Source organism: Mycobacterium bourgelatii (assembly GCF_010723575.1).
GTDB classification, from domain to species: Bacteria; Actinomycetota; Actinomycetes; order Mycobacteriales; family Mycobacteriaceae; genus Mycobacterium; species Mycobacterium bourgelatii.
Genome location: NZ_BLKZ01000001.1, coordinates 1,082,951 through 1,104,153, shown reverse-complemented (window position 1 = coordinate 1,104,153; position 21,203 = coordinate 1,082,951). Strand labels below are relative to the sequence as shown.

23 protein-coding genes are annotated in these 21,203 nt (G+C 65.3%); 9 read left to right on the top strand and 14 right to left on the bottom strand.

Going from position 1 to position 21,203, the window contains the following annotated elements; genetic code table 11:
• Positions 1 to 108 precede the first annotated feature (108 nt).
• Positions 109 to 558, top strand: a complete 450-nt coding sequence (locus G6N68_RS05010; protein WP_163718186.1) for a YbaK/EbsC family protein — start codon at positions 109 to 111, stop codon at positions 556 to 558.
• Between the two features lie 3 nt (positions 559 to 561).
• Here the strand turns inward: G6N68_RS05010 and G6N68_RS05005 are convergent, their stop codons facing one another.
• Together G6N68_RS05005 and G6N68_RS05000 are read right to left on the bottom strand one after the other, a co-directional pair.
• On the bottom strand, positions 562 to 906 hold the full coding sequence (locus tag G6N68_RS05005; protein WP_163708663.1) for a nuclear transport factor 2 family protein: 345 nt from the start codon (positions 904 to 906) through the stop codon (positions 562 to 564).
• A gap of 406 nt (positions 907 to 1,312) precedes the next feature.
• Positions 1,313 to 2,059, bottom strand: a complete 747-nt coding sequence (locus G6N68_RS05000; protein WP_163708659.1) for an SDR family NAD(P)-dependent oxidoreductase — start codon at positions 2,057 to 2,059, stop codon at positions 1,313 to 1,315.
• Between the two features lie 224 nt (positions 2,060 to 2,283).
• Between G6N68_RS05000 and G6N68_RS04995 the strand changes: the two genes are divergently transcribed.
• A complete protein-coding gene (locus G6N68_RS04995) occupies positions 2,284 to 2,535 on the top strand; it encodes a hypothetical protein (RefSeq protein ID WP_163718185.1) in 252 nt (83 codons plus the stop codon).
• Between the two features lie 9 nt (positions 2,536 to 2,544).
• On the opposite strand, the gene G6N68_RS04990 is transcribed toward G6N68_RS04995, so the two are convergent.
• Complete coding sequence (locus G6N68_RS04990) at positions 2,545 to 3,417, bottom strand: 3-hydroxyacyl-CoA dehydrogenase family protein (protein ID WP_163708657.1); 873 nt, start codon at positions 3,415 to 3,417, stop codon at positions 2,545 to 2,547.
• Between the two features lie 78 nt (positions 3,418 to 3,495).
• Here G6N68_RS04990 and G6N68_RS04985 point away from each other — a divergent pair, with 78 nt between their 5' ends.
• Positions 3,496 to 3,996 carry a hypothetical protein gene (locus G6N68_RS04985; protein WP_163708653.1) on the top strand — a complete coding sequence of 167 codons (501 nt, stop codon included), beginning with the start codon at positions 3,496 to 3,498 and terminating at the stop codon, positions 3,994 to 3,996.
• 43 nt (positions 3,997 to 4,039) lie between these two features.
• Here the strand turns inward: G6N68_RS04985 and G6N68_RS04980 are convergent, their stop codons facing one another.
• Positions 4,040 to 4,804, bottom strand: a complete 765-nt coding sequence (locus tag G6N68_RS04980; protein ID WP_163708650.1) for an SOS response-associated peptidase — start codon at positions 4,802 to 4,804, stop codon at positions 4,040 to 4,042.
• A gap of 60 nt (positions 4,805 to 4,864) precedes the next feature.
• Here G6N68_RS04980 and aroA point away from each other — a divergent pair, with 60 nt between their 5' ends.
• Both aroA and rsgA read left to right on the top strand, forming a co-directional pair.
• A complete protein-coding gene (aroA, locus tag G6N68_RS04975) occupies positions 4,865 to 6,151 on the top strand; it encodes a 3-phosphoshikimate 1-carboxyvinyltransferase (RefSeq protein ID WP_163718183.1) in 1,287 nt (428 codons plus the stop codon).
• Positions 6,148 to 7,128 carry a ribosome small subunit-dependent GTPase A gene (gene rsgA, locus G6N68_RS04970; protein WP_163708647.1) on the top strand — a complete coding sequence of 327 codons (981 nt, stop codon included), beginning with the start codon at positions 6,148 to 6,150 and terminating at the stop codon, positions 7,126 to 7,128. Before aroA ends, rsgA begins: the two co-directional genes overlap by 4 nt.
• 81 nt (positions 7,129 to 7,209) lie before the next feature.
• Here rsgA and G6N68_RS04965 read toward each other — a convergent pair whose 3' ends face one another.
• Positions 7,210 to 7,680, bottom strand: coding sequence for a winged helix-turn-helix transcriptional regulator (locus G6N68_RS04965; RefSeq protein WP_163708644.1), 471 nt, complete (start codon positions 7,678 to 7,680; stop codon positions 7,210 to 7,212).
• A 93-nt stretch (positions 7,681 to 7,773) separates the two neighbouring features.
• Here G6N68_RS04965 and G6N68_RS04960 point away from each other — a divergent pair, with 93 nt between their 5' ends.
• The 3 genes from G6N68_RS04960 (at position 7,774) to G6N68_RS04950 (ending at position 10,413) form a co-directional block, all read left to right on the top strand.
• Entirely contained in the window at positions 7,774 to 8,949 is a 1,176-nt protein-coding gene (locus G6N68_RS04960; RefSeq protein WP_163708642.1) for a thiolase family protein, read from the top strand.
• A gap of 73 nt (positions 8,950 to 9,022) precedes the next feature.
• Complete coding sequence (locus G6N68_RS04955) at positions 9,023 to 9,907, top strand: NmrA family NAD(P)-binding protein (protein ID WP_163708638.1); 885 nt, start codon at positions 9,023 to 9,025, stop codon at positions 9,905 to 9,907.
• The gene (locus G6N68_RS04950; protein WP_163708635.1) at positions 9,904 to 10,413 is read left to right on the top strand and encodes a DUF302 domain-containing protein; all 510 of its coding nucleotides are present in this window, start codon (positions 9,904 to 9,906) and stop codon (positions 10,411 to 10,413) included. Before G6N68_RS04955 ends, G6N68_RS04950 begins: the two co-directional genes overlap by 4 nt.
• Here G6N68_RS04950 and G6N68_RS04945 read toward each other — a convergent pair.
• Genes G6N68_RS04945 through G6N68_RS04930 form a run of 4 tightly spaced genes read right to left on the bottom strand, consistent with a single transcriptional unit; the run spans position 10,410 to position 15,043 of the window.
• Positions 10,410 to 11,276: a 3-keto-5-aminohexanoate cleavage protein gene (locus tag G6N68_RS04945; RefSeq protein ID WP_163708632.1), complete on the bottom strand. Its 867-nt coding sequence runs from the start codon at positions 11,274 to 11,276 to the stop codon at positions 10,410 to 10,412. The two genes, G6N68_RS04950 and G6N68_RS04945, sit on opposite strands and share 4 nt — an antisense overlap.
• A gap of 11 nt (positions 11,277 to 11,287) precedes the next feature.
• A complete protein-coding gene (locus tag G6N68_RS04940) occupies positions 11,288 to 11,824 on the bottom strand; it encodes a hypothetical protein (RefSeq protein WP_163708630.1) in 537 nt (178 codons plus the stop codon).
• A gap of 1 nt (position 11,825) precedes the next feature.
• Positions 11,826 to 13,553 carry a GMC oxidoreductase gene (locus G6N68_RS04935; RefSeq protein ID WP_163708628.1) on the bottom strand — a complete coding sequence of 576 codons (1,728 nt, stop codon included), beginning with the start codon at positions 13,551 to 13,553 and terminating at the stop codon, positions 11,826 to 11,828.
• Positions 13,550 to 15,043 carry a flavin-containing monooxygenase gene (locus tag G6N68_RS04930; RefSeq protein ID WP_163708625.1) on the bottom strand — a complete coding sequence of 498 codons (1,494 nt, stop codon included), beginning with the start codon at positions 15,041 to 15,043 and terminating at the stop codon, positions 13,550 to 13,552. Before G6N68_RS04930 ends, G6N68_RS04935 begins: the two co-directional genes overlap by 4 nt.
• Before the next feature lie 195 nt (positions 15,044 to 15,238).
• On the opposite strand from G6N68_RS04930, the gene G6N68_RS04925 reads away from it, so the two are divergent.
• On the top strand, positions 15,239 to 16,045 hold the full coding sequence (locus tag G6N68_RS04925; protein WP_163708622.1) for an enoyl-CoA hydratase/isomerase family protein: 807 nt from the start codon (positions 15,239 to 15,241) through the stop codon (positions 16,043 to 16,045).
• A gap of 35 nt (positions 16,046 to 16,080) precedes the next feature.
• Here the strand turns inward: G6N68_RS04925 and G6N68_RS04920 are convergent, their stop codons facing one another.
• The 5 genes from G6N68_RS04920 to ppk2 all read right to left on the bottom strand — a co-directional run bounded on the left by G6N68_RS04920 (position 16,081) and on the right by ppk2 (position 21,201).
• Positions 16,081 to 17,154: an AraC family transcriptional regulator gene (locus G6N68_RS04920; RefSeq protein WP_163708619.1), complete on the bottom strand. Its 1,074-nt coding sequence runs from the start codon at positions 17,152 to 17,154 to the stop codon at positions 16,081 to 16,083.
• 71 nt (positions 17,155 to 17,225) lie between these two features.
• On the bottom strand, positions 17,226 to 18,515 hold the full coding sequence (locus G6N68_RS04915) for a fatty acid desaturase family protein (protein ID WP_163708616.1): 1,290 nt from the start codon (positions 18,513 to 18,515) through the stop codon (positions 17,226 to 17,228).
• 78 nt (positions 18,516 to 18,593) lie between these two features.
• Positions 18,594 to 19,754 (bottom strand): ferredoxin reductase, encoded by a 1,161-nt coding sequence (locus tag G6N68_RS04910; protein WP_163708612.1) that lies wholly within the window; start codon positions 19,752 to 19,754, stop codon positions 18,594 to 18,596.
• A gap of 101 nt (positions 19,755 to 19,855) precedes the next feature.
• Positions 19,856 to 20,356: a DUF6912 family protein gene (locus G6N68_RS04905; RefSeq protein WP_163708609.1), complete on the bottom strand. Its 501-nt coding sequence runs from the start codon at positions 20,354 to 20,356 to the stop codon at positions 19,856 to 19,858.
• Positions 20,353 to 21,201: a polyphosphate kinase 2 gene (gene ppk2 / locus G6N68_RS04900; protein ID WP_163708606.1), complete on the bottom strand. Its 849-nt coding sequence runs from the start codon at positions 21,199 to 21,201 to the stop codon at positions 20,353 to 20,355. Before ppk2 ends, G6N68_RS04905 begins: the two co-directional genes overlap by 4 nt.
• Positions 21,202 to 21,203 lie beyond the last annotated feature (2 nt).

Sequence of the window (21,203 nt, the reverse complement as noted above, 5' to 3'; positions counted from 1 at the left end):
AAAGACGCGGATCGGGCAACAGAGTTCCGCTGTGTCGGCGTCCTGGCGCAACCGAGCCATCGGCATCGGCTCGGCGGTGCGCGCAGCCCACCGCGTGGCAGCGACCTAGTGGCAGCGACGCCGGGACTCGCCGCGCTCGTCAAAGCCGGTGTGCCGCACGAGGTCTTGCACTTCGAGGTCATCGGCGACCTGTCGAATGGCACCGGCATTGCGCCCGAGCAGGTGTTCAAGACCCTGATCATCGCGTTGCCCCGCGAACTGGCGGTAGCGGTGGTTCCGGTGCCGTCGAAGTTGTCGCTCAAGGCGGCCGCGGCGGCGCTGGGCGTGGCGAAGGCCAGCATGGCCGAACCGGCCGCGGCCGAACGGAGTACGGGCTACGTGGTCGGCGGCATCTCGCCGTTCGGCCAGCGCAAGCGGCTGCGGACGGTGGTGGACAGTTCGGCCCTGCGGTGGGACCGGGTGCTGTGTAGCGCCGGCCGGCGACATTGGGATGTCGCGGTGGCTCCGCAGGATCTGATCCAATTGACCGATGCCGTCACGTGGGACATCGCTGTATAGACCTCAGCGCGGCATGTTGTAGTAGTCGCGCCACGCCGTGATCTTGCCGTCCGCCACCTCAAAGGCGCCCATCAGGGGCTGGGCAATGTTCCTGCCGTCGTAGACGAACCGATCTACACGTTCGGTCAACACGACGTTGCCGGCGGCGGCGATGTTGACGACCTCCATCTCGGCGTGCTCCATCCGGGCCACATACCCTTCGACCGCCTTCCGAATTTCGTCAGAGCCGCGGAAGGTTCCATTCGGATCGGACCACGTCGCATCGGCACTGAAATATCCCACGATCTCGTCGACGTCGCGCCTCTCCCACGCCTTCAGTTCGGCCAGCACGACCTGTTCAGGGTCCATGGCTGAACATTCTGCGCCGCATGAAGGCCGCACGCATCCATCTTGTCGGTGCGGCGGGCAACGCCAACGCTGGCGTTTGTTCCCGGAACACCAGAGCGCCGCCGGATTTGGTCGTCTCGTCACATCCGCAAACCATGGGCTCATTAGTACGTTTCATCGCAAGCGCAAGGTCGCGCCACCAATATCCCACCGCCGCTATAGAAGTGAGTGAATTATGACGCCCTACTTGACCATTGTCGGAATGATCGTGCTGATCATGTTCCCCATCATCCTCCCGGCGCTAATCACCTTGGTACACAAGATCACTGAGCCCAAGACCGGATCACTTCAGTAGAACCGACTGCCGCAGTGCTGACGCAGGATCCCCTGTACGCAACCTATTGCGGGGATTTGCGACCGCTCGCGATCAGACCGTCAGATACCCGCCGTCGACGGCGACGGTGGTGCCGGTGATGTAGGACGCGGCGTCAGTACACAAGAACAGAACCGTTCCGACGCAGTCCTGGGGGGTTCCCGGCCTTTTCAGCGGTGTGTGGAAGCCGATTTCGACGTCCATGATCTGCTTGATGTTCAATGCCGGAGCCGTCATTCGGGTGTCGATCATTCCGGGCGCTATCGCGTTGACCCGGATGCCGTCATCGGCCCATCGACGGGCCAGATTCATCGTCAGTGCGAGCAGGCCCGATTTCGACGAGGCGTAGCCAGGGACGAAGACCGCGGAACGAAAGGCGGACATCGAGACGATATTGACCACCGACGCGCCGCCGGGGACCTCGCTGGACTTGAGCCGCTCATGGCACCGCATGGTCAGTCTCATGGGACCGAGCAAGTTCTGTTGCACCGACGCGGCGTAACCGTCGGGTTTGTACTCGTCGCCGGCGGGATAAAGTCCGCCGGCGTTGTTGATCAGGATGTCCAGCTCGCCGAGGGAAGCGGCCAACGCATCGACCGATTCGGGCTCCTGAATCCGGCACTGTCGGTAGCCGAATGCGTGCAGGTCGTCGTCGTAATCCTCGGCGCTGGAACGGGTTCCGGTGACGATCACGTCAGCGCCGGCCTTGGCGAAGCCGGTGGCGATGGCATGGCCGATACCCCTGGTTCCGCCCGTCACCAGAACGTTGCTACCGGTGAAATCGAAGCTGACGGTGTTCATTCGGTCGTCCTCAATTCGTCGATCCGCGCGGTGAGCCAGTGCCTGGTTCCCGAAGTTATCGGACCAGCCGGTAGTCGGGCGCAAGGCTGCCGCAATGCATGGGCGTACGTCTAGCCACCTCCGCTGTAACAAAGCGTAGCTATCGCGCGAAAACGCCAATGTAGTCGCCCGTCGGGAGTTAGCTTAAGGCTGTCCGCCGAGGCGGATCACCGCATGGAGATTGGATAGATATGAAGCGATTGACCTTCACAGTTGCCGCCGCGGGCGTGCTCGCATCTGCGGGGTTGATGACCGGTGTGGCCGTCAGTCACGCCGACACGTTTCAGACTGAGGGCAGCTACCCGAGCCGACAGGCTTGTCTGGATGCCGGTCCGGCCGTTCAGGCCGCGACACCGCCGTTCAACTGGAACAACTTCTGGTGCATCCCGGATCACCAGACGTTCGGCAACTGGCGCCTGGTCCTCAGCAACAACTGATACCGCGGCTCAGGACCGCGCATAGGTGTAGAAGCCCTCGCCGGTCTTGATGCCGAGTTTGCCTGCGTCCACGTAGGACTGCAGCAAGTCCCGCACGCTCTTGGGAAGGTGCGGAAACTCCTGGGCGTAGTGGTTTTCGATGTCGAGCACCACGTCCAACCCGACCATATCCATCATTTGGAACGGGCCAGCCGGCACTCCCCAGTTGACTTTGAACATGCCGTCGACGTCTTCGGGGCGAGCCACCCCCTCGGCAACCACGGCCAGTGATTCACGTTTTATCGCAGCCCAGATCCGGTTGAAGATGAAGCCGGTGCATTCTTTGCGGGCTTCGAAGGGGTGGACGCCGAATTCGGGCAACACAGTCAACAGGGTGTCGAGCAAGCCGCGGTCAGTCTGGCCGTCCGACATCAGGTCCAGGGCGTTGATTTGCGGCGGCATGTAGAAGTGCGTGTTGCACAAACGTGTTTTGTCACGGATGTTTTCGGTCATCAACCGGGAGGGGAATGACGACGAGTTCGTCGCGAAAATGGTGTCCGGCGGTGCGGCCCGGTCGATTTCGCCCCACAACGGAATCTTGACCTCAAGTTTCTCGGAGACGGACTCGACGGCCAGCCACGCGCCGTCTAGTGCCGCTTCGAGCGAGCCAGTCCCCGTCACGGTACCAACCTCGCCAAATCCTCGGTCCTGCAGCACCGTTGGCAGAGTATCCGTCACGTACTGGATCGCTTCGGCTCGCTGTTCCGGACGGCGCGCATAGATTCGCACGGCGCCGCCGCGACTGGCGAACATCAAGGCGATGCGACGGCCCAGCGTTCCGGCGCCGATCACCGCGACCGGACGGTCCCGGATGTCCTCGAAGGTATAGGTGTACGACGTCACCTACGCATGCTAAGTCGCACTGTTCGATCCGGACCAAAGGGACGACGATGATACGACCAAGCCGAAAAGGAGAGCCGCATGCAAGGCGCCACAGCCAAGATGACACGCAAGTGCGCGCATGTGGCTTCGGCGTTTGCCTGCGTGTTCGTGCTGGGGTTCGGACCCGCACCGGGCACCGCTCACGCGACGGGCGGCTTGGCCTGCAGCATCGACGACGACAACCTGAAGCTGGACTTCAACGGGGTGTATTCGCATTCAATTCCCAAGATTCATGCGGTCGGCGGCGAGTTCCAGTCCAAACTTCCGCGCACGCCGAAGTCGTTGCAGCAGTTCGCGCTAGACAGCTCGGATCTGCTGCAGCAGTGGTGGCAGGACAACGATCTCAAGCTGCTGATCTACCGCGAAACGCAAGGCGACGACCCGTTCGCCTCGGTCCAGCTCGTCATCCAGACCAACGGCACCTCAAACGAGGAATTGAGCTACGCGGGCAACTACCGACTGAAGCTGTGGGGTGCCTCCGACAGCGGACAAACCCCGGTCACCGCGGAAGGGAAAGTCGCCTGTTGGGATAACCAGTAGCGCAGACTCGCCATGATCCTTGTGGCAGCTCCAGACGCGTCGCTCAGAGCAAGGTGATCTGCTCGGGCTCCGGCTCGGCGGGCTCAAGCAGCTCGGGTCCGTTGTTGCGGACGTTGTTGACCAGCGTCGAGACCTGGCGCATTTCGATGCCGTCGACGTCGGGCGGTCGCGCCAGCAACTCGGGATCCAGGGGCGCATCGGGGTTCAGCCACGCGTCCCAATCCTCTTCGGGCAGCAGCAGCGGCATCCGGTCGTGCACCTGGGCCAGCTCGCCCACCGCGTCGGTGGTGATAATCGTGCAGCTCAGCAGCGGCGGGGCATCCTTGGCCGGCTTCCACACCGACCACAGCCCGGCCATGCACACCAATCCACCGTCCTCGCGGTGCATGAAAAACGGCGTCTTGGGCCCCTTCTTCCCCTTCGGGGCCTCCAAGCTGCCCCGCCACTCGTACCAGCCGTCCATCGGCACCAGGCAGCGCTTGCTCTTCGCCGAGCTGCGAAACGCCGGCGAAGTGGCGACCTTGTCCGCCCGGGCGTTGATCAGCAACGGGCCTTTGGTGTCGGGCGCCCCGTCGGGACCGGCCTTGACCCAGGGGGGCAGTAGTCCCCAGCGCATGACCCGCAGTCGTCTCGTGGCATCGTCGTCGGGCTCGTTGTGACGTGTCACGACGACGGCGATGTCGTTGGTGGGCGCGACGTTGAACTTCGGTGCCGCCGCATCGGCCGAGGCGCCGGTCGCCTCGTCGATTGCCTTGATCTTCTCGGCCAGTTGCGCTGGGTCGGTGGTGACCGCGAATCTTCCGCACATGGTTCCCATGGTGCCCAATACCCATGACGCCTGCCGACACGGCAGGATGAAGCGGTGAGCATCGCGTCCTGGCCGGCCCCAGCCGTACGGTCCCCGGTGCATGCAACCGTCACCGTGCCTGGCTCGAAATCGCAGACCAACCGGACACTGATCCTGGCGGCGCTGGCCGCCGCGCAGGGTTCGGGCGGCTCGACCATCTCCGGCGCGCTGCGCAGCCGTGATACCGACCTGATGATCGGCGCGCTGAAGACACTGGGCCTGCGTGTCGACGGCGACGGCACCGAACTCGAGGTCAGCGGCGGGATCGAACCCCAACCCGACGCCCGAGTGGACTGCGGGCTGGCGGGCACGGTGTTGCGGTTTGTTCCACCGCTGGCGGCGCTGAGCGCCGTTCCGGTCACGTTCGACGGTGACGAGCAAGCCCGGGCCCGACCCATCGCGCCTCTGTTGGATGCGCTACGCGGTCTCGGCGTCCCGGTCGACGGGACCCGTCTTCCGTTCCGGGTGGAAGGGAGCGGATCGGTCGCGGGCGGCACCGTGGCGATCGATGCGTCGGCGTCGTCGCAATTCGTGTCGGGGCTGCTGCTGTCGGCAGCGTCGTTTACCGACGGCCTGACCGTCGAGCACACCGGTTCGTCGCTGCCGTCGGCACCTCACATTGCGATGACGGTGACCATGCTGCGCCAGGCCGGTGTCGATGTCGACGACTCGGTGCCCAACCGCTGGCGGGTGCGGCCGGGCGTGGTACAGGCGCGCCACTGGCAGGTCGAACCGGACCTGACCAATGCGGTGGCATTCCTGGCCGCGGCCGTCGTCACCGGCGGCACCGTCCGCATCACCGGATGGCCTAAGGTCAGCGTGCAGCCGGCCGATCACATCCTGAACGTCTTGCAAACTCTTAAAGCGGTGGTAACGCAGTCTGATTCGTTGTTAGAGGTGCAGAGCCGCGGGGGCTATGGCGGCTTCGATGTCGACTTGCGCGACGTCGGTGAGTTGACGCCGTCGGTGGCGGCATTAGCGGCATTGGCCACTGTCGGATCGGTGTCGCGCCTCACCGGCATCGCGCACCTACGCGGCCACGAAACGGACCGACTGGCCGCACTGAGCACCGAAATCAACCGCCTGGGCGGCAATTGCGAGGAAACGCCCGACGGACTGGTGATCACCGCGACGCCGCTGCGGCCCGGAACCTGGCGAGCTTACGCAGATCATCGGATGGCGATGGCCGGCGCGATCGTCGGGCTGCGGGTGCCCGGTGTCGAAGTCGACGACATCGGTGCCACCACCAAGACCCTGCCCGAGTTCCCGCAGCTGTGGGCCGACATGGTGCGAGGCTGCGACACTTGAGGCCCGGCGACTACGACGAGTCCGACGTCAAGGTCCGCTCCGGGCGAGGTTCACGACCCCGGACCAAGACTCGTCCGCGACATGCCGATGCCGTAAAGGCCATGGTGGTGAGCGTTGACCGTGGCCGGTGGGGTTGCGTGCTCGGTGGCCAGCCCGACCGCCGGGTCACTGCGATGCGGGCGCGCGAACTCGGCCGAACCCCGATTGTCGTCGGCGACGAGGTCGACATCGTCGGCGACCTGTCCGGGCGTCCGGACACCCTGGCCCGCATCGTGCGGCGCGGCGAACGGCGAACGGTGTTGCGGCGCACCGCCGATGACACCGATCCCACCGAACGCGTGGTCGTCGCCAACGCCGATCAACTACTGATCGTGGTGGCGCTGGCGGATCCGCCACCACGAACCGGATTGGTGGACCGCGCGCTGATAGCCGCCTACGCGGGCGGGCTGGTCCCGATCTTGTGTCTGACCAAGACCGACCTCGCCCCGCCCGAGCCGTTCGCCAAGCAATTTGTCGATCTGGACCTGACCGTGGTCACGGCCGGCGTCGAAGATCCGCTGCTCTCGGTGGCAGATCTGCTGCACAACAAGATCACCGTGCTGCTCGGCCATTCCGGAGTCGGCAAGTCGACTCTGGTGAATCGCCTTGTCCCCGAAGCCGATCGCGCGGTGGGCGAGGTCACCGAGATCGGCCGGGGGCGGCATACGTCCACCCAGTCGGTCGCTCTGCCCCTTGAAGGTGGCGGCTGGGTGATCGACACGCCGGGCATCCGTTCGTTCGGTTTGGCGCACATCGCGCCCGACGACGTGCTGATGGCGTTCTCCGACCTGGCCGAGGCGGTCGAGGATTGCCCACGGGGCTGCGGGCACATGGGTCCGCCGGCCGACCCCGAGTGTGCGCTGGACACGCTTACCGGCACCGCGCAGCGCCGTGTCGCGGCAGCACGCCGGTTGTTGTCGACGCTCAGAGAAGCTTGACCGCCGGCCCCGGCGAGGGCGCTCAGTTGTACGGCAAAAGGCCGCCAAAGCCGGCATTTTGGGCGCGCTCGCGGCAGATCGTCAGGACTTGACGAGCCTCATACCGAGTTCTTCTGGCGGAACCAGATGCCCTTCGCTGCAGCACATTCGGACTTCGGCATCGGCGCCGCAACCCAGATGGGTGAGCCGCAGCCGATGGCGGCCCGGCAGGTGACGCTGCCCCCACTGAAACATCGCCCAGACCACCGGCATGAAATCGATGCCGGCCTCGGTGAGCACATACTCGTCGCGACTCCGCTGCCCCGGTTCCTGATAGGGCCGGCGGGTCAGCAGGCCCAGGTCGACCAGTTCCGCCAGCCGTGCCGAGGTCGCCGCCTTGGTGATGCCCACGCGGCGGGCGAAGTCGTCGAACCGGGTGGTGCCGTAGTAGGCCTCGCGCATGATGAGCATCGCGGACTTGGTGCCGACGACGCTCATCGTCTTCTCGATCGCGCACTCCCCCACCGCCGACCAGGCCTCCCGGTCCGCGAGCCGCCCCTGCAGCATTGTCACGTAGATCACCTCCGGTCTGGGTTGTTTTAAGTGTACCCAGGTGTTTATCTGGGTATAGCGCTAAATACTCAGCTCGCGACTCAAGGAGGAGTTATGTCCCGTGACGCCGTGATTGTCGGCGCTGTCCGCACCCCCATCGGCAAAGGCAAGGCCAACGGCGCGCTGCACGACGTGCTACCCGCCGACTTGCTGGCCCACAGCCTGCGCGAAGTGGTAGCCCGCACCGGCGTGGACCCGGTACAGATCGACGACGTCATCGCCGGCGCCGTCACCCAGGTCGGCGACCAGGCCGTGAACATCGCCCGAAACGCGCTGCTGGGGGCCGGATTCCCGGAGTCGGTCCCGGGAACCACGGTGGACCGGCAGTGCGGCAGCAGCCAGCAGGCCATCAGCTTCGCCGCACAAGGCGTGATCGCCGGCGCATACGACGTCGTGATCGCCGCCGGCGTGGAGTCGATGAGCCGGGTCCCGATGGGCACCTCGGTGCTGCCGGGCAGCAATCCGTTCGGTGAGGACATGACCCGGCGCTACCCCGAAGGCCTGGTGCCACAGGGCATCAGCGCCGAACTGATCGCCGCCAAGTGGGGTCTCTCGCGCGCCCAACTCGACGAGTTCTCTGCGGCCAGCCACGAGAAGGCGGCCCGGGCCACCAAGGAAGGGTTGTTCGACAACGAGCTGATCCCGATCGCCGGCTTGACCACCGACGAGATCATCCGGCCGGGCACGACGGTCGAAACGCTGGCCAATCTCAAGCCGGCGTTCTACAGCGAGGCGACCGCGGCGCGCTTCCCCCAGATCAATTGGCACATCACGCCGGGCAACTCGTCGCCGCTGTCCGACGGCAGCGCCGCGGTGATGATCACCAGCAGCGAGTACGCCAAGAAGCACGGCCTGCGCCCGCTGGCCCGCATCCACACCGCTACCGCGGTCGGGTCCGACCCGCTGTACATGCTGACCGGCGTCATCCCGGCCACCGAGAGGGTGCTGCACCGCGCCGGACTCACCCTGGCCGACATCGACCTGTTCGAGGTCAACGAGGCCTTCGCCCCGGTTGTCCTGGCGTGGGCACACGATGTGGGCGCAGACCTCGCCAAGACCAACGTCAACGGCGGGGCCATCGCGATCGGGCACCCGTTGGGAGCGAGCGGCGCGCGCATCATGACCACACTGGTCAACGCGCTCGAGCAGCGCGGCGGGCGGTACGGCCTGCAGACCATGTGCGAGGGCGGCGGCATGGCCAACGCCACCATCATCGAGCGCCTCGGCTGACGACGATCGAGACTGGGCGCCCCCGCGGCGCCCAGTCCTCGGCCCAGCCCGACGCAGGACGGAGAGGCCCGCCATGACACGGATTCTGGTGACGACCGCCAACGGCGATACCGGACGCCCCATGGTCGAGTACCTACTCGAGCGCGGGCTCCAGGTGAGGGCGATGGTCCGCCGCGATGACGCTCGCGCCCAGCGCCTTCGCGATAGCGGCGCCGAAGTCGTGTTCGGCGATCTGCTCAATCTTCGCGATGTCCGCGCGGCCCTGGACGGCGTGCAGCGCGCCTACTTCAATTTCCCGGTCGGCGAGGGACTCGTCGAAGCCGCGGTCATGTTCGCCCAGGCAGCCAGGGAGTACAACCTGGAGCTGATCGTCAACATGTCGCACATTCAGTCGCGACCACAGGCCCACAGCAAGGCGACCCAAAACCATTGGCTCGCCGAGCAGATCTTCGACTGGTCGGAAGTGCCGACAACCACGTTGCGGGTCACGTTCTTCATGGAATGGCTGACCTACATCGCCGGGTTGATCCGATACGGCCGCTACGTCATGCCCTATGACGCCGACAGTCGCTTCGCCCCGATCGCCGCACGAGACATCGCACTCGCCGCCGCGGCCATCCTGGCCGATCCCGAGCTACACGGCGGCCGCACTTACACGTTGACCGGACCGGTCGAGTACAGCCACCAGGAACTCGCCGCTGAGGTCTCCCGCGTGCTCGCCAAGGATCTTCCGTACGAACGTGTCACCGCCACAACGTTTTTAGATCTACTCGGGATTCCCGACGACACGGCCAAGCTACGGCACTTCGAGGCGGTGACGATCGACCAGCAAGAAGGGCTCCTGGCCGGGGTAACCGATGCGGCCCCGACGATCATTGGACGCCCGCTGGCCACGGTAGAAGACTTCATCAACGAACACCGGTCTCTGTTCGATGGCGCACGAAAGGCATTGCTGTGACTACCCCTCCCTCTGAGCCGAAGGAAACCCAATTCCAGGGCGTGCGAGTGCGTTACGAGAGCACCAAGAGCTACGACGAATTGGTGGCGGCGCTGTTAGCCGACATCGGCGACAAGCCGGTTCCGTTTCGCAAGGTCCAGGAACCGACGGTCGGCTGGGATTCCTTTGAGCAGCTGCTCCAAGCCCACGTCGGCGCAAGCGGTTTCATGTTGTTCGCCCTGATCGACCACGGCGCCTGGATCGCGAACGCCGGTATCGACCGCAAGGTGCTGCGTGTCATGCTCGGCAACCCGCTGATCGCGGTAACGATGCTCCGCCACGACGTCACCGCAGGCCTGTTCGCCCCTGTCGAACTCTTGATCCTCGACGAGCCCACTGGCAGCAGCCTCACTTACGTCAAGCCCTCGTCGTTGATGGTGGTCGAAGCCAATCCCGAATTACTCGCCGCCGCAGAAGAACTCGACGCAAAGTTGGCGGCGTTGGCCGCCAAGGTGACCAACTCTTAGGGCAGCCCGAGGATCTGCGCCGCCCGCTCGGGCGTCGCAACGTCGCGGCCCATGCCTTGACAGAGACTGACGGCCTCCGTCACCAACTCGACATTGGTGGGCGTGCGGTCGCCGCGATAGAACTCGAGTCCCAGGTGCAGATGTCCGCCGCGTTCGAGGGCCAGCCGGGCGATCGGACTGGCGCACAGATCCCCGCCGACGACCGACACCGCCCATGGGATGTCGCATCCGTCAAGCAATTCCAGGTAGGCATCGAGCGCGCGCTCCGTTGGGGGCAGACCGAACGGCGCCCCCAAATAGCCGTTCTCGGTGGAGAAGTAAAGCTTGATCATCGTCCCTTGCGGCAACTTGTCGGCTCGCCACCAGGCCAGCGCGGCACGCAGAAAACCGGGCTCATAGATCGCCAGACTGGGGCCGAGCTTCGCCTGACGGCAGATGTCGAAGGCCCGGCCGATCGTTTGGAATGAGTTGCGGTAGACGAAATCTCCCACCGGCACGCCGTCGGCGTCGGAGCCGCCGAGGTTTACCGAGCCGGGATCGGTGAGGCCGACGCGCATCCCGGCCGCGGCAAGCGGGATGAGGTGTTCGTACGAAATCGAATAGCTCTCGTCGAAGTGGATCGTCGGGTACAGCAAGGCGTCCGGCCGAACGGCGAGGACCGGCCGCCACCCCTCGAGGTAGCGTTCCGCGGCCTGCTCCACGGTCGCGCCGGGCAGGTCGATGTGATTGTGGATGATGGCCGCACCCGCCGCTATGCAGGCCAGCGCATCCGCGGTGATCTCCGAAGGTTCAACCGGCACATGGGGATTGGTCGCCTTCGAAGTCAATCCGTTGATGGCGCATTCGATGATTACCGGACGCATGCGGCGAGTGCTCAGAGCCAGCCGGTGCGGGCGGCGGCGACCGGCTCGGCGGGAACCGGAGCCAACTCGCCGTTCCACACGCCGTCCAGCATCCGTTTCACCGTGGCGACGATCTCCGGAGCCGCTGCGGCCAGCCCGGTCAGGTCGCCCTCGGCAACCTCGTCAACATCGATGCCGGACCGAGCCAGCACGGCGGCCGGATCGGCCAGCTCGTTGGCCAACCAGGACACCGGGTCCGCGGTCAGCTCGGGGACGAAATGTCGGCGGCCGGGCTCCCAACCGTCGAACCGGGGGTGGTGATGCGCGCGGTCCAGGGTCCCGGGTGGGCTTTCGGTTGATTCGAAGAGATCCACCCGCCACACCGGACGCCCGAAGCCGATGGGGATTCCCGCGTAGATCGACCCCTGGGGCTCGTCCCGGTCGACCAGGCGAAGTTCGAGTCTGACTCCCCGTTCCGGCGTTTCCTGGCCGGTGTTCGGCGAGGGGTCGACGAAGAACATGTCGCCGACGACCACACCGAGGGATTCGAAACCAAAAGCTGCGAGCACGTCATAGAGCGTAGTCCCGGTCGCCACGCAGTGCGCCGGGCGCGCTCGCCGGCACCGCGGGGTTGCGCGGGGACACGGCAGGGATGCGGACGTAACCGGCGCCAAGCGGCGGGCGCGGGTCCGGCTCGCCCTTGTTGGGCCACAGCGACGCGGCGCGCTCGGCCAGCGCGGTGATGGTGAGCGACGGGTTCACACCCAGATTCGCGGTGATGGTGGAACCGTCGATCACGTGCAGGCCCGGGTATCCGTGCATCCGGTGATACGGGTCGACCACGCCGTCGTTGGCGGTTTCACCGATCACACAGCCGCCGATGAAGTGACCCGTCATCGGAATGTCCGCCAGGTCGGCCCAGGCGCCACCGGCAATGCCGTCCAGGTGATCGGCCGCGAGCCGGGCGACCTTGTGGCCGACCGGAATCCACGTCGGGTTGGGTTCGCCCACGCCTTGGCGTGTCACCATGCGCCGGCCGAACAGCGAGCGGCGGGTGAACGTGGTGAGCGAGTTGTCGTGCGTTTGCATCACCAGCAGCGGGATGGTCTGCTCCGACCAGCGCTTGGGGTTCAACAGGCGGGGCAGGTCTCGTCGTTGTTGCACAAGCTCTTTCAGGCCGGTCCGCCATCGGCCGCGTCGTTTTCCGACGCCGTCCAGACCGTCGACCAGAACGGTCCCCAGCAACCCCATCAGGTTGGAGTCGTGACCGTATCGGCATGGCTCCACATGGGTATGGCTGTCCGGGTGGATCGAGGACGTGATGGCCACGCCCTCGGAATAGTCGACGTCGTCGCCGCGGGCCCGCACGGCGAGGATGGCCTCGGAGTTGGTCCGCGAAAGTTCGCCGAGTTTGGGTGAAATGTGCGGCAGGCTGCCCCGGTCGCGCAGCTTGTGCAGCAACCGCTGGGTGCCGAGCGCGGCGGCCGAGAACACCACCTGTTCGGCGGTGAAGGTGCGGCGGCGCCGACGGAACTTGCCCCCGGTACGACGCGTGACGACGTCGTACCCGCCGTTCGAACGCGGCCGGACGTCGACGACCGTGGTCAGCGGATGAACTTTCGCGCCGAGCCGCTCGGCGAGATAGAGGTAGTTCTTTACCAGCGTGTTCTTGGCGTTGTGCCGACACCCGGTCATGCACTCGCCGCAGTGCCTGCACGCGTTGCGGTCCGGTCCGGCTCCGCCGAAGTACGGATCGCCAACCGGGGCGCCCGGTTCGGCGAGGCGGCCGTCCGCATCGGTGAAGCACACGCCGACGCGGGTGGCGTGGAAGGAGTCAGCAACGCCGAGGTCGGTGGCGATCTGCAGCATCACCTTGTCCGAAGGCGTGGTGCGCGGATAGGTTTCGACGCCGAGCATTCGGGTGGCCTGGTCGTACCACCGCCCCAGTTCGTCCTTCCAATCGGTGATTCCGCTCCAGCGCGGGTCGGCGTAGAAGGAGTCGCCGGGTTCGTAGAGCGTGTTCGCGTAAACGAGCGAGCCGCCACCCACTCCCGCGCCACTGAGTACGACGGCGTCGGAGAGCAGGTCAATCCGCTGGATCCCGTAACAACCAAGGGAAGGCTTGAACAGGTAATCGCGGATGTGCCAATTGTTCTTGGCGAAGTCCTGATCGCGGAACCGGCGGCCCGCCTCGAGAACGCCTACCCGATAGTTTTTTTCGCTCAGGCGTAGCGCCGTTACGCTGCCGCCGAAGCCGGATCCGATGACCAGTACGTCGTAGTCGAACCCGGAGGTCACGCACCTACCTCTTCCGGCTGGAACTTCGGCAGCACTTCCAGGTAGTCGTCGAGCACCGCGGTCCGGGTGCGACGCTGATATTCGTGCACCAGCCCGGGCCAGTTGGTGGTTACGCGGCCCGAAGCGGTCCGATACCAGTTGTTGCACTGGCTCCAGACGCCCCTCTCTAGGCGGGACTGGATCTCGGCGTCGTACGTTTCCGCCACCGAGCGCCACACCTCGAATGCCCGGCCAGTGCCGCGGCGAGCCAGCTCCTCGACGATCTGGCGGATGTAACCGGCCTGCTGCTCCATCATCAAAATCACCGAGCTACTACCGAGATTTGTGTTCGGACCGTAGATCAGGAACATGTTCGGAAAGCCGGGCACGGCGATGCCGAGATGGGCGTGGGCACCATCGGCCCATTCGGACTGCAGGTCTCGTCCGTCGCGGCCGGTGATCGTCATCGGGGCGAGGAACTCGGTGGCCTTGAATCCGGTGCCGTAGATGATCACGTCCACTTCGTGCAGTCGGCCGTCGGCGGTGCGCACGCCGGTCTCCGTCACCTCGACGATGTGGTCGGTCTCGACGTTGACGTTGTCGCAGGCCAATGCCGGATACCACTCGCTGCTGAACAGCACGCGCTTGCAACCGATCGGGTAGTCGGGCGTCAGCTTGGCCCGCAGCACCGGATCCTTGATGTGGCGCTTGAGATTAGCCGCGGCAAGGCCCTTCAGCACCCGAGCCAGTGGGGCGGCTTTGAGCAGGGCAAAGCCCAGCAGTTCGGTGGTCTCCCAAATCGCGCCGCGCATGGCGGCAGCGAAGCCGGGCACATGCTGGAACGCGTCGTGGTGCGCCGGGGTGTACGCGCGGTCCAGCTTCGGGATCACATACGGCGCGGAGCGCTGGAAGACGGTCACGTGGCCGGCCGTCTCACGGATCCGGGGCACGAACTGGATCGCCGATGCCCCGGTGCCGATCACCGCGATGCGCTTGCCAGTGAGGTCGACGTCATGGCGCCACTGGGCGGAGTGAAAGGACGGCCCCGAGAACGAGTCGAGCCCCGGAATCCCCGGGAACGCCGGGCGTGACAGCTGACCCACTGCGGGGATCAGCACGTCGGCCTCGTAGGTGTCGCCGGCCGAGGTCGTCACCCGCCAGGTGACGGTGCTGTCGTCATACTCCGCGGAGGTGACCTCCACGCCGGTGCGGACCAGGCCGCGCAGGCCGAACCGGTCGGCCGTGTCGTGGATGTAGTCGAGGATGTCGGGTTGCTCGGCGTACCTGCGGTTCCAGTCGTTCTTCCGGGCGAACGAGTACGAGTACAGGTTCGACGGAACATCGCAGGCGGCACCGGGGTAGGTGTTGTCCCGCCACACGCCGCCGATGTCGTCGGCCTTTTCCAGCACGGTCACGTCGGCGAGGCCGTCTCTCGACAGTTCGTAGGCGGCGGCCAGCCCACCGAAGCCGGCGCCGATCACCAGTACGCGGGGACGAGTATTCGAGCTCATAAGCCCAAGTTATGAGCGGGTGAGTGGTCAGCGACAGCAAATTGCGGACGGCAAATCCATAATTTCGGCCACGGTGGCGGTTTGCCTCACTATCGCGGTCGAACTACCGTCCCGTCGGTCGGTGGTTGACTATGGCGGTCAGCCGAGAACAGCCGCAGCTGTATTGCCACGCCAGGAAGCGAGGGACCCGGACTCATGGGATTCGACGACTACCAGCAATTGCGGTTGGAGCGCCGCGACAACGGGGTGCTGTTGATCACGCTGGACCGCCCGGAGAAGTACAACGCGGCCGACGAGCAGATGCACAGCGAGCTGGCGCGGATCTGGGTTGATGTGGCGGCAGACCCCCAGACCCGCGTCGCCGTGATCACCGGCGCCGGCAAGGCGTTCTCGGCAGGCGGTGACCTGGCGATGGTTGAGCGCATGGCCGGTGACTACGAGCGGGTTTCGCACATGCTCCACGAGATGAGCGACCTGGTCTACAACATCATCAACTGTCCCAAGCCGATCGTGTCGGCGATCAACGGAGTCGCCGTCGGCGCCGGAACGGTTGCCGCCCTGCTGGCCGATGTTGCGATCGCCGCCGAAGACGCCAAGATCGGCGACGGACACGTGAAACTCGGTGTCGCCGCCGGGGACCACGCCGCGATCATTTGGCCGCTCCTGGCCGGCATGGCCAAGTCTCGCTACTACTTGCTCACCGGCGAAATGGTCAGCGGCGCCGAAGCCGAGCGCATCGGACTCGTCGCCAAGGCCCTCCCCCGTGAGCAGGTCCTCGACGAGGCGTTGCGGGTCGCTGACGTGTTGGCAACCGGGTCGCAACCGGCGATCCGCCTCACCAAGCGAGCCCTGAACAACTGGTTGCGCAGCGCCGGACCAACCTTTGACCAGTCCGCGGCCTACGAGATGCTGACGTTCCTCGGCCCGGACGTGGTGGAGGGCTACACCGCCCTCCGGGAAAAGCGCCAACCACAGTTCCCGTCGGCCCGAGACCAGGGCTGACCGTCACCTGACGGTTCCGCCGGGGCCGCGCGACGCTAAACGGCGAGCGAGCGGGCGCGCGGCGCCACCGAACGCTGATATCGAGCCGGGGTCGTGCCCGTCCACCGCTTGAAGGCGGTGATGAAGCTCGTCGCCTCGGCATACCCCAGCCGTAGCGCGACGTCCTCCACCGACAGCGCACCGGTGGCCAGCAGTTCCTCCGCGAGCACGCGATGCACCTCCTCGACCAGGTCGCGAAAGGTGGTGTTCTCCTCGGCCAGCCGACGCCGCAGGGTGCGTTCGCTCATGGCCAGTTGCCGGGCGACGCTGGTGATCGTGTGGGGTTTACCGTCGATCGACGCCAGCCGATCCCGGACGAGGCGGGCCACACCGGTGCGCTGCCGCCGACGCTCCAGCAGAGCCTGGCACTGCTGCTCGCAGATGGCCACACTCATCTCGCTGGCTTGAGGTAGCCGGTCGCCGAGCAGGGCGGCGGGCAATCCGGCCACGTTGGCGGGCGCGTCGTAACGCGGTGTCACGCCGAACATCTCGCGTGCCTCGTTGTCGCCGGAAACCGTTGCGGGACTTGCTAATTCGATATAGGCGAAGGTAAGGGGGTGGCCCACCAATTCCGCCATGACCTGTGCGATCGCCGCCATGTCCCGGCGCACCAGGAAATCGGCGACGGGACCGGTGAGGTCGGGCAGGTCCAGGCGCAGTGCCGCGACCGAGTCCTCCAAGGTGACCGTTGGCAGGCAGAAGCCGTAGCTCAGCTCGTAGAACCGGGCGGCGAATCGGACTGCGTCGCCCAAGGTGGAGCTGGTCAAGCAGGCGAAACCGAAGATGCCGAACGATCCGACGTGATAGCTGCGCCCCACCCGAACCCCTAGGTCGGCGGGACCGCACTGGTCACCGAGGAGGTTGACCAGGTTGGTCGCGACCGCTAGTTCCTGACGCCCGAAGATCATCCGGTCGGGGTCGTGCAGGTCGGATTCGGACAGGCCGGATCCCTCGAGCACGTCCGAAACGGCCAGACCGTGCTGGCGGCCGAATTCCGTCATCAGTGCGACGCTGCCGGTATTCCTGGGGAAGTCCCAGTGGGACACCTGCTGTCCGGCGAATACCTGCACGCGTCCCAGTATGCATCGCCGCGCGAACGTGTTCTCAGGGTTGAAAATTCGCGAAGGCGGCTGCGAAGGCCCTAGGCCGCCAAGTCGTCGTCTGAACCAGCCAGGCGCCGCTTTGCGGCCTTCCGGTCACGCCGCCAGCCCCGCACGGTGGCGATCGCCGTCTTGAGGCCACGCCGGCGACCGGTTGCCGGGTCAGGACCGGCGAAATCGGCTTCCAGTTCGGCGAACATCCGCTCGCTGCGGGTCTCCGGCGCATCGTCGGCGTTGTCGCGCAGGTACTTGTTGGGCAACGACAGTTTGGCCAGAGTGCGCCACGTCTTGGCGTACTGCACCAGGAAAGAGCCTGTGGTGTAAGGCAAGTCGTATTTGTCGCAGACCTGGCGGACCCGCACCGAGATCTCGTGCAGCCTGTTGCTCGGCAGGTCGGGGTACAGGTGGTGCTCGATCTGGTGGCACAGGTTACCACTCATGAACCGCAGCGCCGGCCCGGCTTCGAAGTTGGCACTGCCGAGCATCTGGCGCAGGTACCACTGCCCCTTGGTCTCACCGATCATGTCGGTCTTGGTGAATTTCTCTGCACCGTCCGGGAAATGACCGCAGAAGATGACGGCGTTGGACCATACGTTGCGGATCACGTTGGCCGTCGCGTTGGCCGTCAACGTGGACCGGTAGGTTGCGCCGGGCGACAACGAGGTCAACGCCGGGTACGCGACGTAGTCCTTCACCACCTGGCGTCCCGCCTTGGCCAAGAATTCGTCGATGCGTTGCCGGGCTTCTTCGTGGTCCATCCGCTTCTTGACGATCTTGCCGATCTCTACGTGCTGCAGGCCTACGCCCCACTCAAACAGCAAGGCCAACAACGTGTTGTAGACCAGATTGAAGAGGTTGAAGCGCTTCCAAGGCTGATCGCGGGTGACGCGCAGCAGGCCGTAGCCGACGTCGTCGTCCATGCCCAGGATGTTGGTGTACTTGTGGTGCACGAAGTTGTGCGTGTACCGCCAGTGCTTGGACGACCCGCTCATGTCCCATTCCCACGTCGAGGAATGGATCTCGGGGTCGTTCATCCAGTCCCACTGGCCGTGCATGACGTTGTGGCCGATCTCCATGTTCTCGACGATCTTGGCCACGCCCAGCGTTACCGTGCCCGCCCACCAGGCCGATCGCCGCGAACTGGCGGCCAGCAGCAGTCGGGCGGAAACCTCTAGCGCCCGCTGAGCGGCAATGGTGCGGCGGATGTAGCGGGCATCCCGCTCGCCGCGAGAGTCTTCGATGTCCTGGCGGATGGCGTCCAGCTCATAGGCCAGGCTTTCGATGTCGGCATCCGTCAAATGGGCGAATACGTCGACGTCTGTTATCGCCATCGTGTCCATCTCCCTGGTTGTCGTACGACGACCTACGCCATCGTAACCTACGTCTTCGTAAGTTACCTATCGGTAACTCTAGATGTCCACCACGCAGTCGCCGGAGGCGGCCGAAATGCAGGTCTGAATTCGGGTCCCTGGTTCGTGTTCCATGCCCGTCCGCAGGTCACGCACGTGACCCTCGACCAGACCAACGACACATGATTGACAGATACCCATCCGGCAACCGAAGGGCATCTGTACACCTGCGGACTCACCGGCGTCCATCACCGACGTCGCGGCGTCGGCGGTCACCGCCTTGCCGCTACGCGCGAACGTCACCGTCCCACCCACACCTGCGGGTGCGGCCTTGGCCACCGCGAACCGCTCCAGGTGCAGCCGGTCACCGATTCCGGCCGCGTTCCAAAGCTTTTCGGCCTGGTTGAGCATGCCTTCGGGCCCGCAGGCCCAGGTCTGACGTTCGCGCCAGTCGGGTACCTCGTCATCGAGGCGGGACAGGTCGAGTCGGCCCATCGTGCGCGTCTGGCGCACGGTCAAGCGGTAACCGGGGTGCTCCTCGGCCAGCTCGGCCAGTTCGGCACCGAACATCACGTCGGCTTGGGTCGGCGCCGAGTGCACATGCGCAATGTCGGTAATCTGCTTGCGGCGCACCAACGTCCGCAGCATCGACATCACCGGGGTGATCCCGGAACCGGCGGTCAGGAACAGGATCGAATCCGGCGCCGGGTCCGGCAACACGAAATTGCCCTGCGGCGCGGCCAATCGCACGATGGTGCCCGGCGCAACCCCGGCCACCAGGTGCGTGGACAGGAAACCCTCGGGCATGGCCTTCACCGTGATGGTCACCGTGCGCGGCCGACCACGCCGGGACGACCCCGGCGATTCCGCAGGACTTGAGGTCAGCGAATACGAGCGCCAGCGCCAGCGCCCGTCGACCAGCAGTCCGATGCCCATGTACTGCCCGGGTTGGTAGTCGAAACTGAAGCCCCAGCCGGGTTTGATGACCAGCGTGGCGGAGTCTTCTGTTTCCCGACGAACCGCGACGACCCGGCCACGCAATTCCCGCGCGGACCACAGCGGATTGGCCAGATGCAGATAGTCGTCGGGCAACAGTGGCGTAGTGATGCGCGCAGCAATTTTGCGCAGCGCGTGCCAGCCGGGGTGCTTGTCGGCCCCGGCGACGGTCGGACGCTTGGTTTCGACGACGTTGGCGGTAACCGAAGCAAACTTCTTACTCAATGGGGTAGCTCCTGCTCCGATGCAGCCGATCCAATCGAAGCTACGGTACCGTAAGTTACGGTTAGATCGCTAGGCTGGCCGGCAAGTTCGGCATACCCGCTTCAGAGCAGATCAAGCAGAAACGGCAACTCCTGGGTTGCGTACCAGGCCAAATCGTGGTCCTCGGCGTCACCGACAATCAACTCGGCGTCCTCGTCGCCAAGGTCGGCGTCATCGATCGCTTCTATGGCAGCGGTGACGGCCGGCTCGGCGGCGGCATTGTCAACGTACGCCGCGACCACCTGGTCCAAAGACACCGGCCCGGCGAGCCGGACGGCGGCGTCGTCCAGGTCCGGCCGGTGCTTGACCTCGTCGACCTCCGCGGCGAGCACGGCGCGCCGCGGGGGCAGCGTGTCGCCGGGTTCGACGGCAAGCAGGCGCAAGGACGCCAGCGCCGCCTCGCGCAGCGCGACCTCGGCGAGCTCGTCGTCGTCGCCCTCGGCGTAGGACTCGCGCAGGGTCGGTGTCACCGCGAAGGCGGTGCCGTTCACCGGCCGCAACGAACCGTCGGCGACGAGCTGTTGCAACATGGCCAGCGTGGCGGGGATGTAGACCTGCGTCATGCCTTCCGCTCAATCAACGTCGCCGCGTAGTCGTCGACATAGGTCGCCAACTCGCGGGGTGGTCGCCGGTACTCGGTGCTTCCGACGGGCCGATCGGGCAAGTGGACTTTCGGCTTTTCCACCTCGTGATAGTCGATGGTGGAAAGCAGATGGGCCATCATGTTCAGCCGCGCGTGTTTCTTGATATCGGATTCCACGATGTACCAAGGGCTGTTGGGCGTGTCGGTGTGCACCATCATTTCGTCCTTCGCACGTGAATATTCGTCCCACCGGTACACCGACTCGAGGTCCATCGGGCTGAGCTTCCATTGCCGGACGGGGTCGTTTTGCCGGGCTTTGAACCTACGCAGCTGCTCGGCCTCGGAGACCGAAAACCAATACTTGCGCAACAGGATTCCGTCATCGATCAGCATCTGCTCGAAAATCGGCGTCTGCCGCAGGAACAACACGTACTCCTGCGGGGTGCAGAACCCCATCACCTTTTCGATGCCGGCCCGGTTGTACCAAGACCGGTCGAACAGCACGATTTCGCCCCTGGCCGGCAGGTGTGCGATGTAGCGCTGGTAATACCACTGGCCCCGCTCCCGATCCGTCGGCACCGGCAATGCGGCGATGTGAGCGACCCGCGGGCTGAGGTATTCGGTGATTCGTTTGATTGCTCCGCCCTTGCCCGCCGCGTCGCGTCCTTCGAACAGGACGACCAGACGGGCGCCGGTGTGCCGCACCCACTCCTGCAGCTTCACGAATTCCGTTTGTAACCGGAACAATTCGGCTTCGTAGACATCGGCGGCAATCTTCTTCTTCTTGTTCGACTTCGCCGATGCGCCGTTGCCCGCGGTGCTCACAC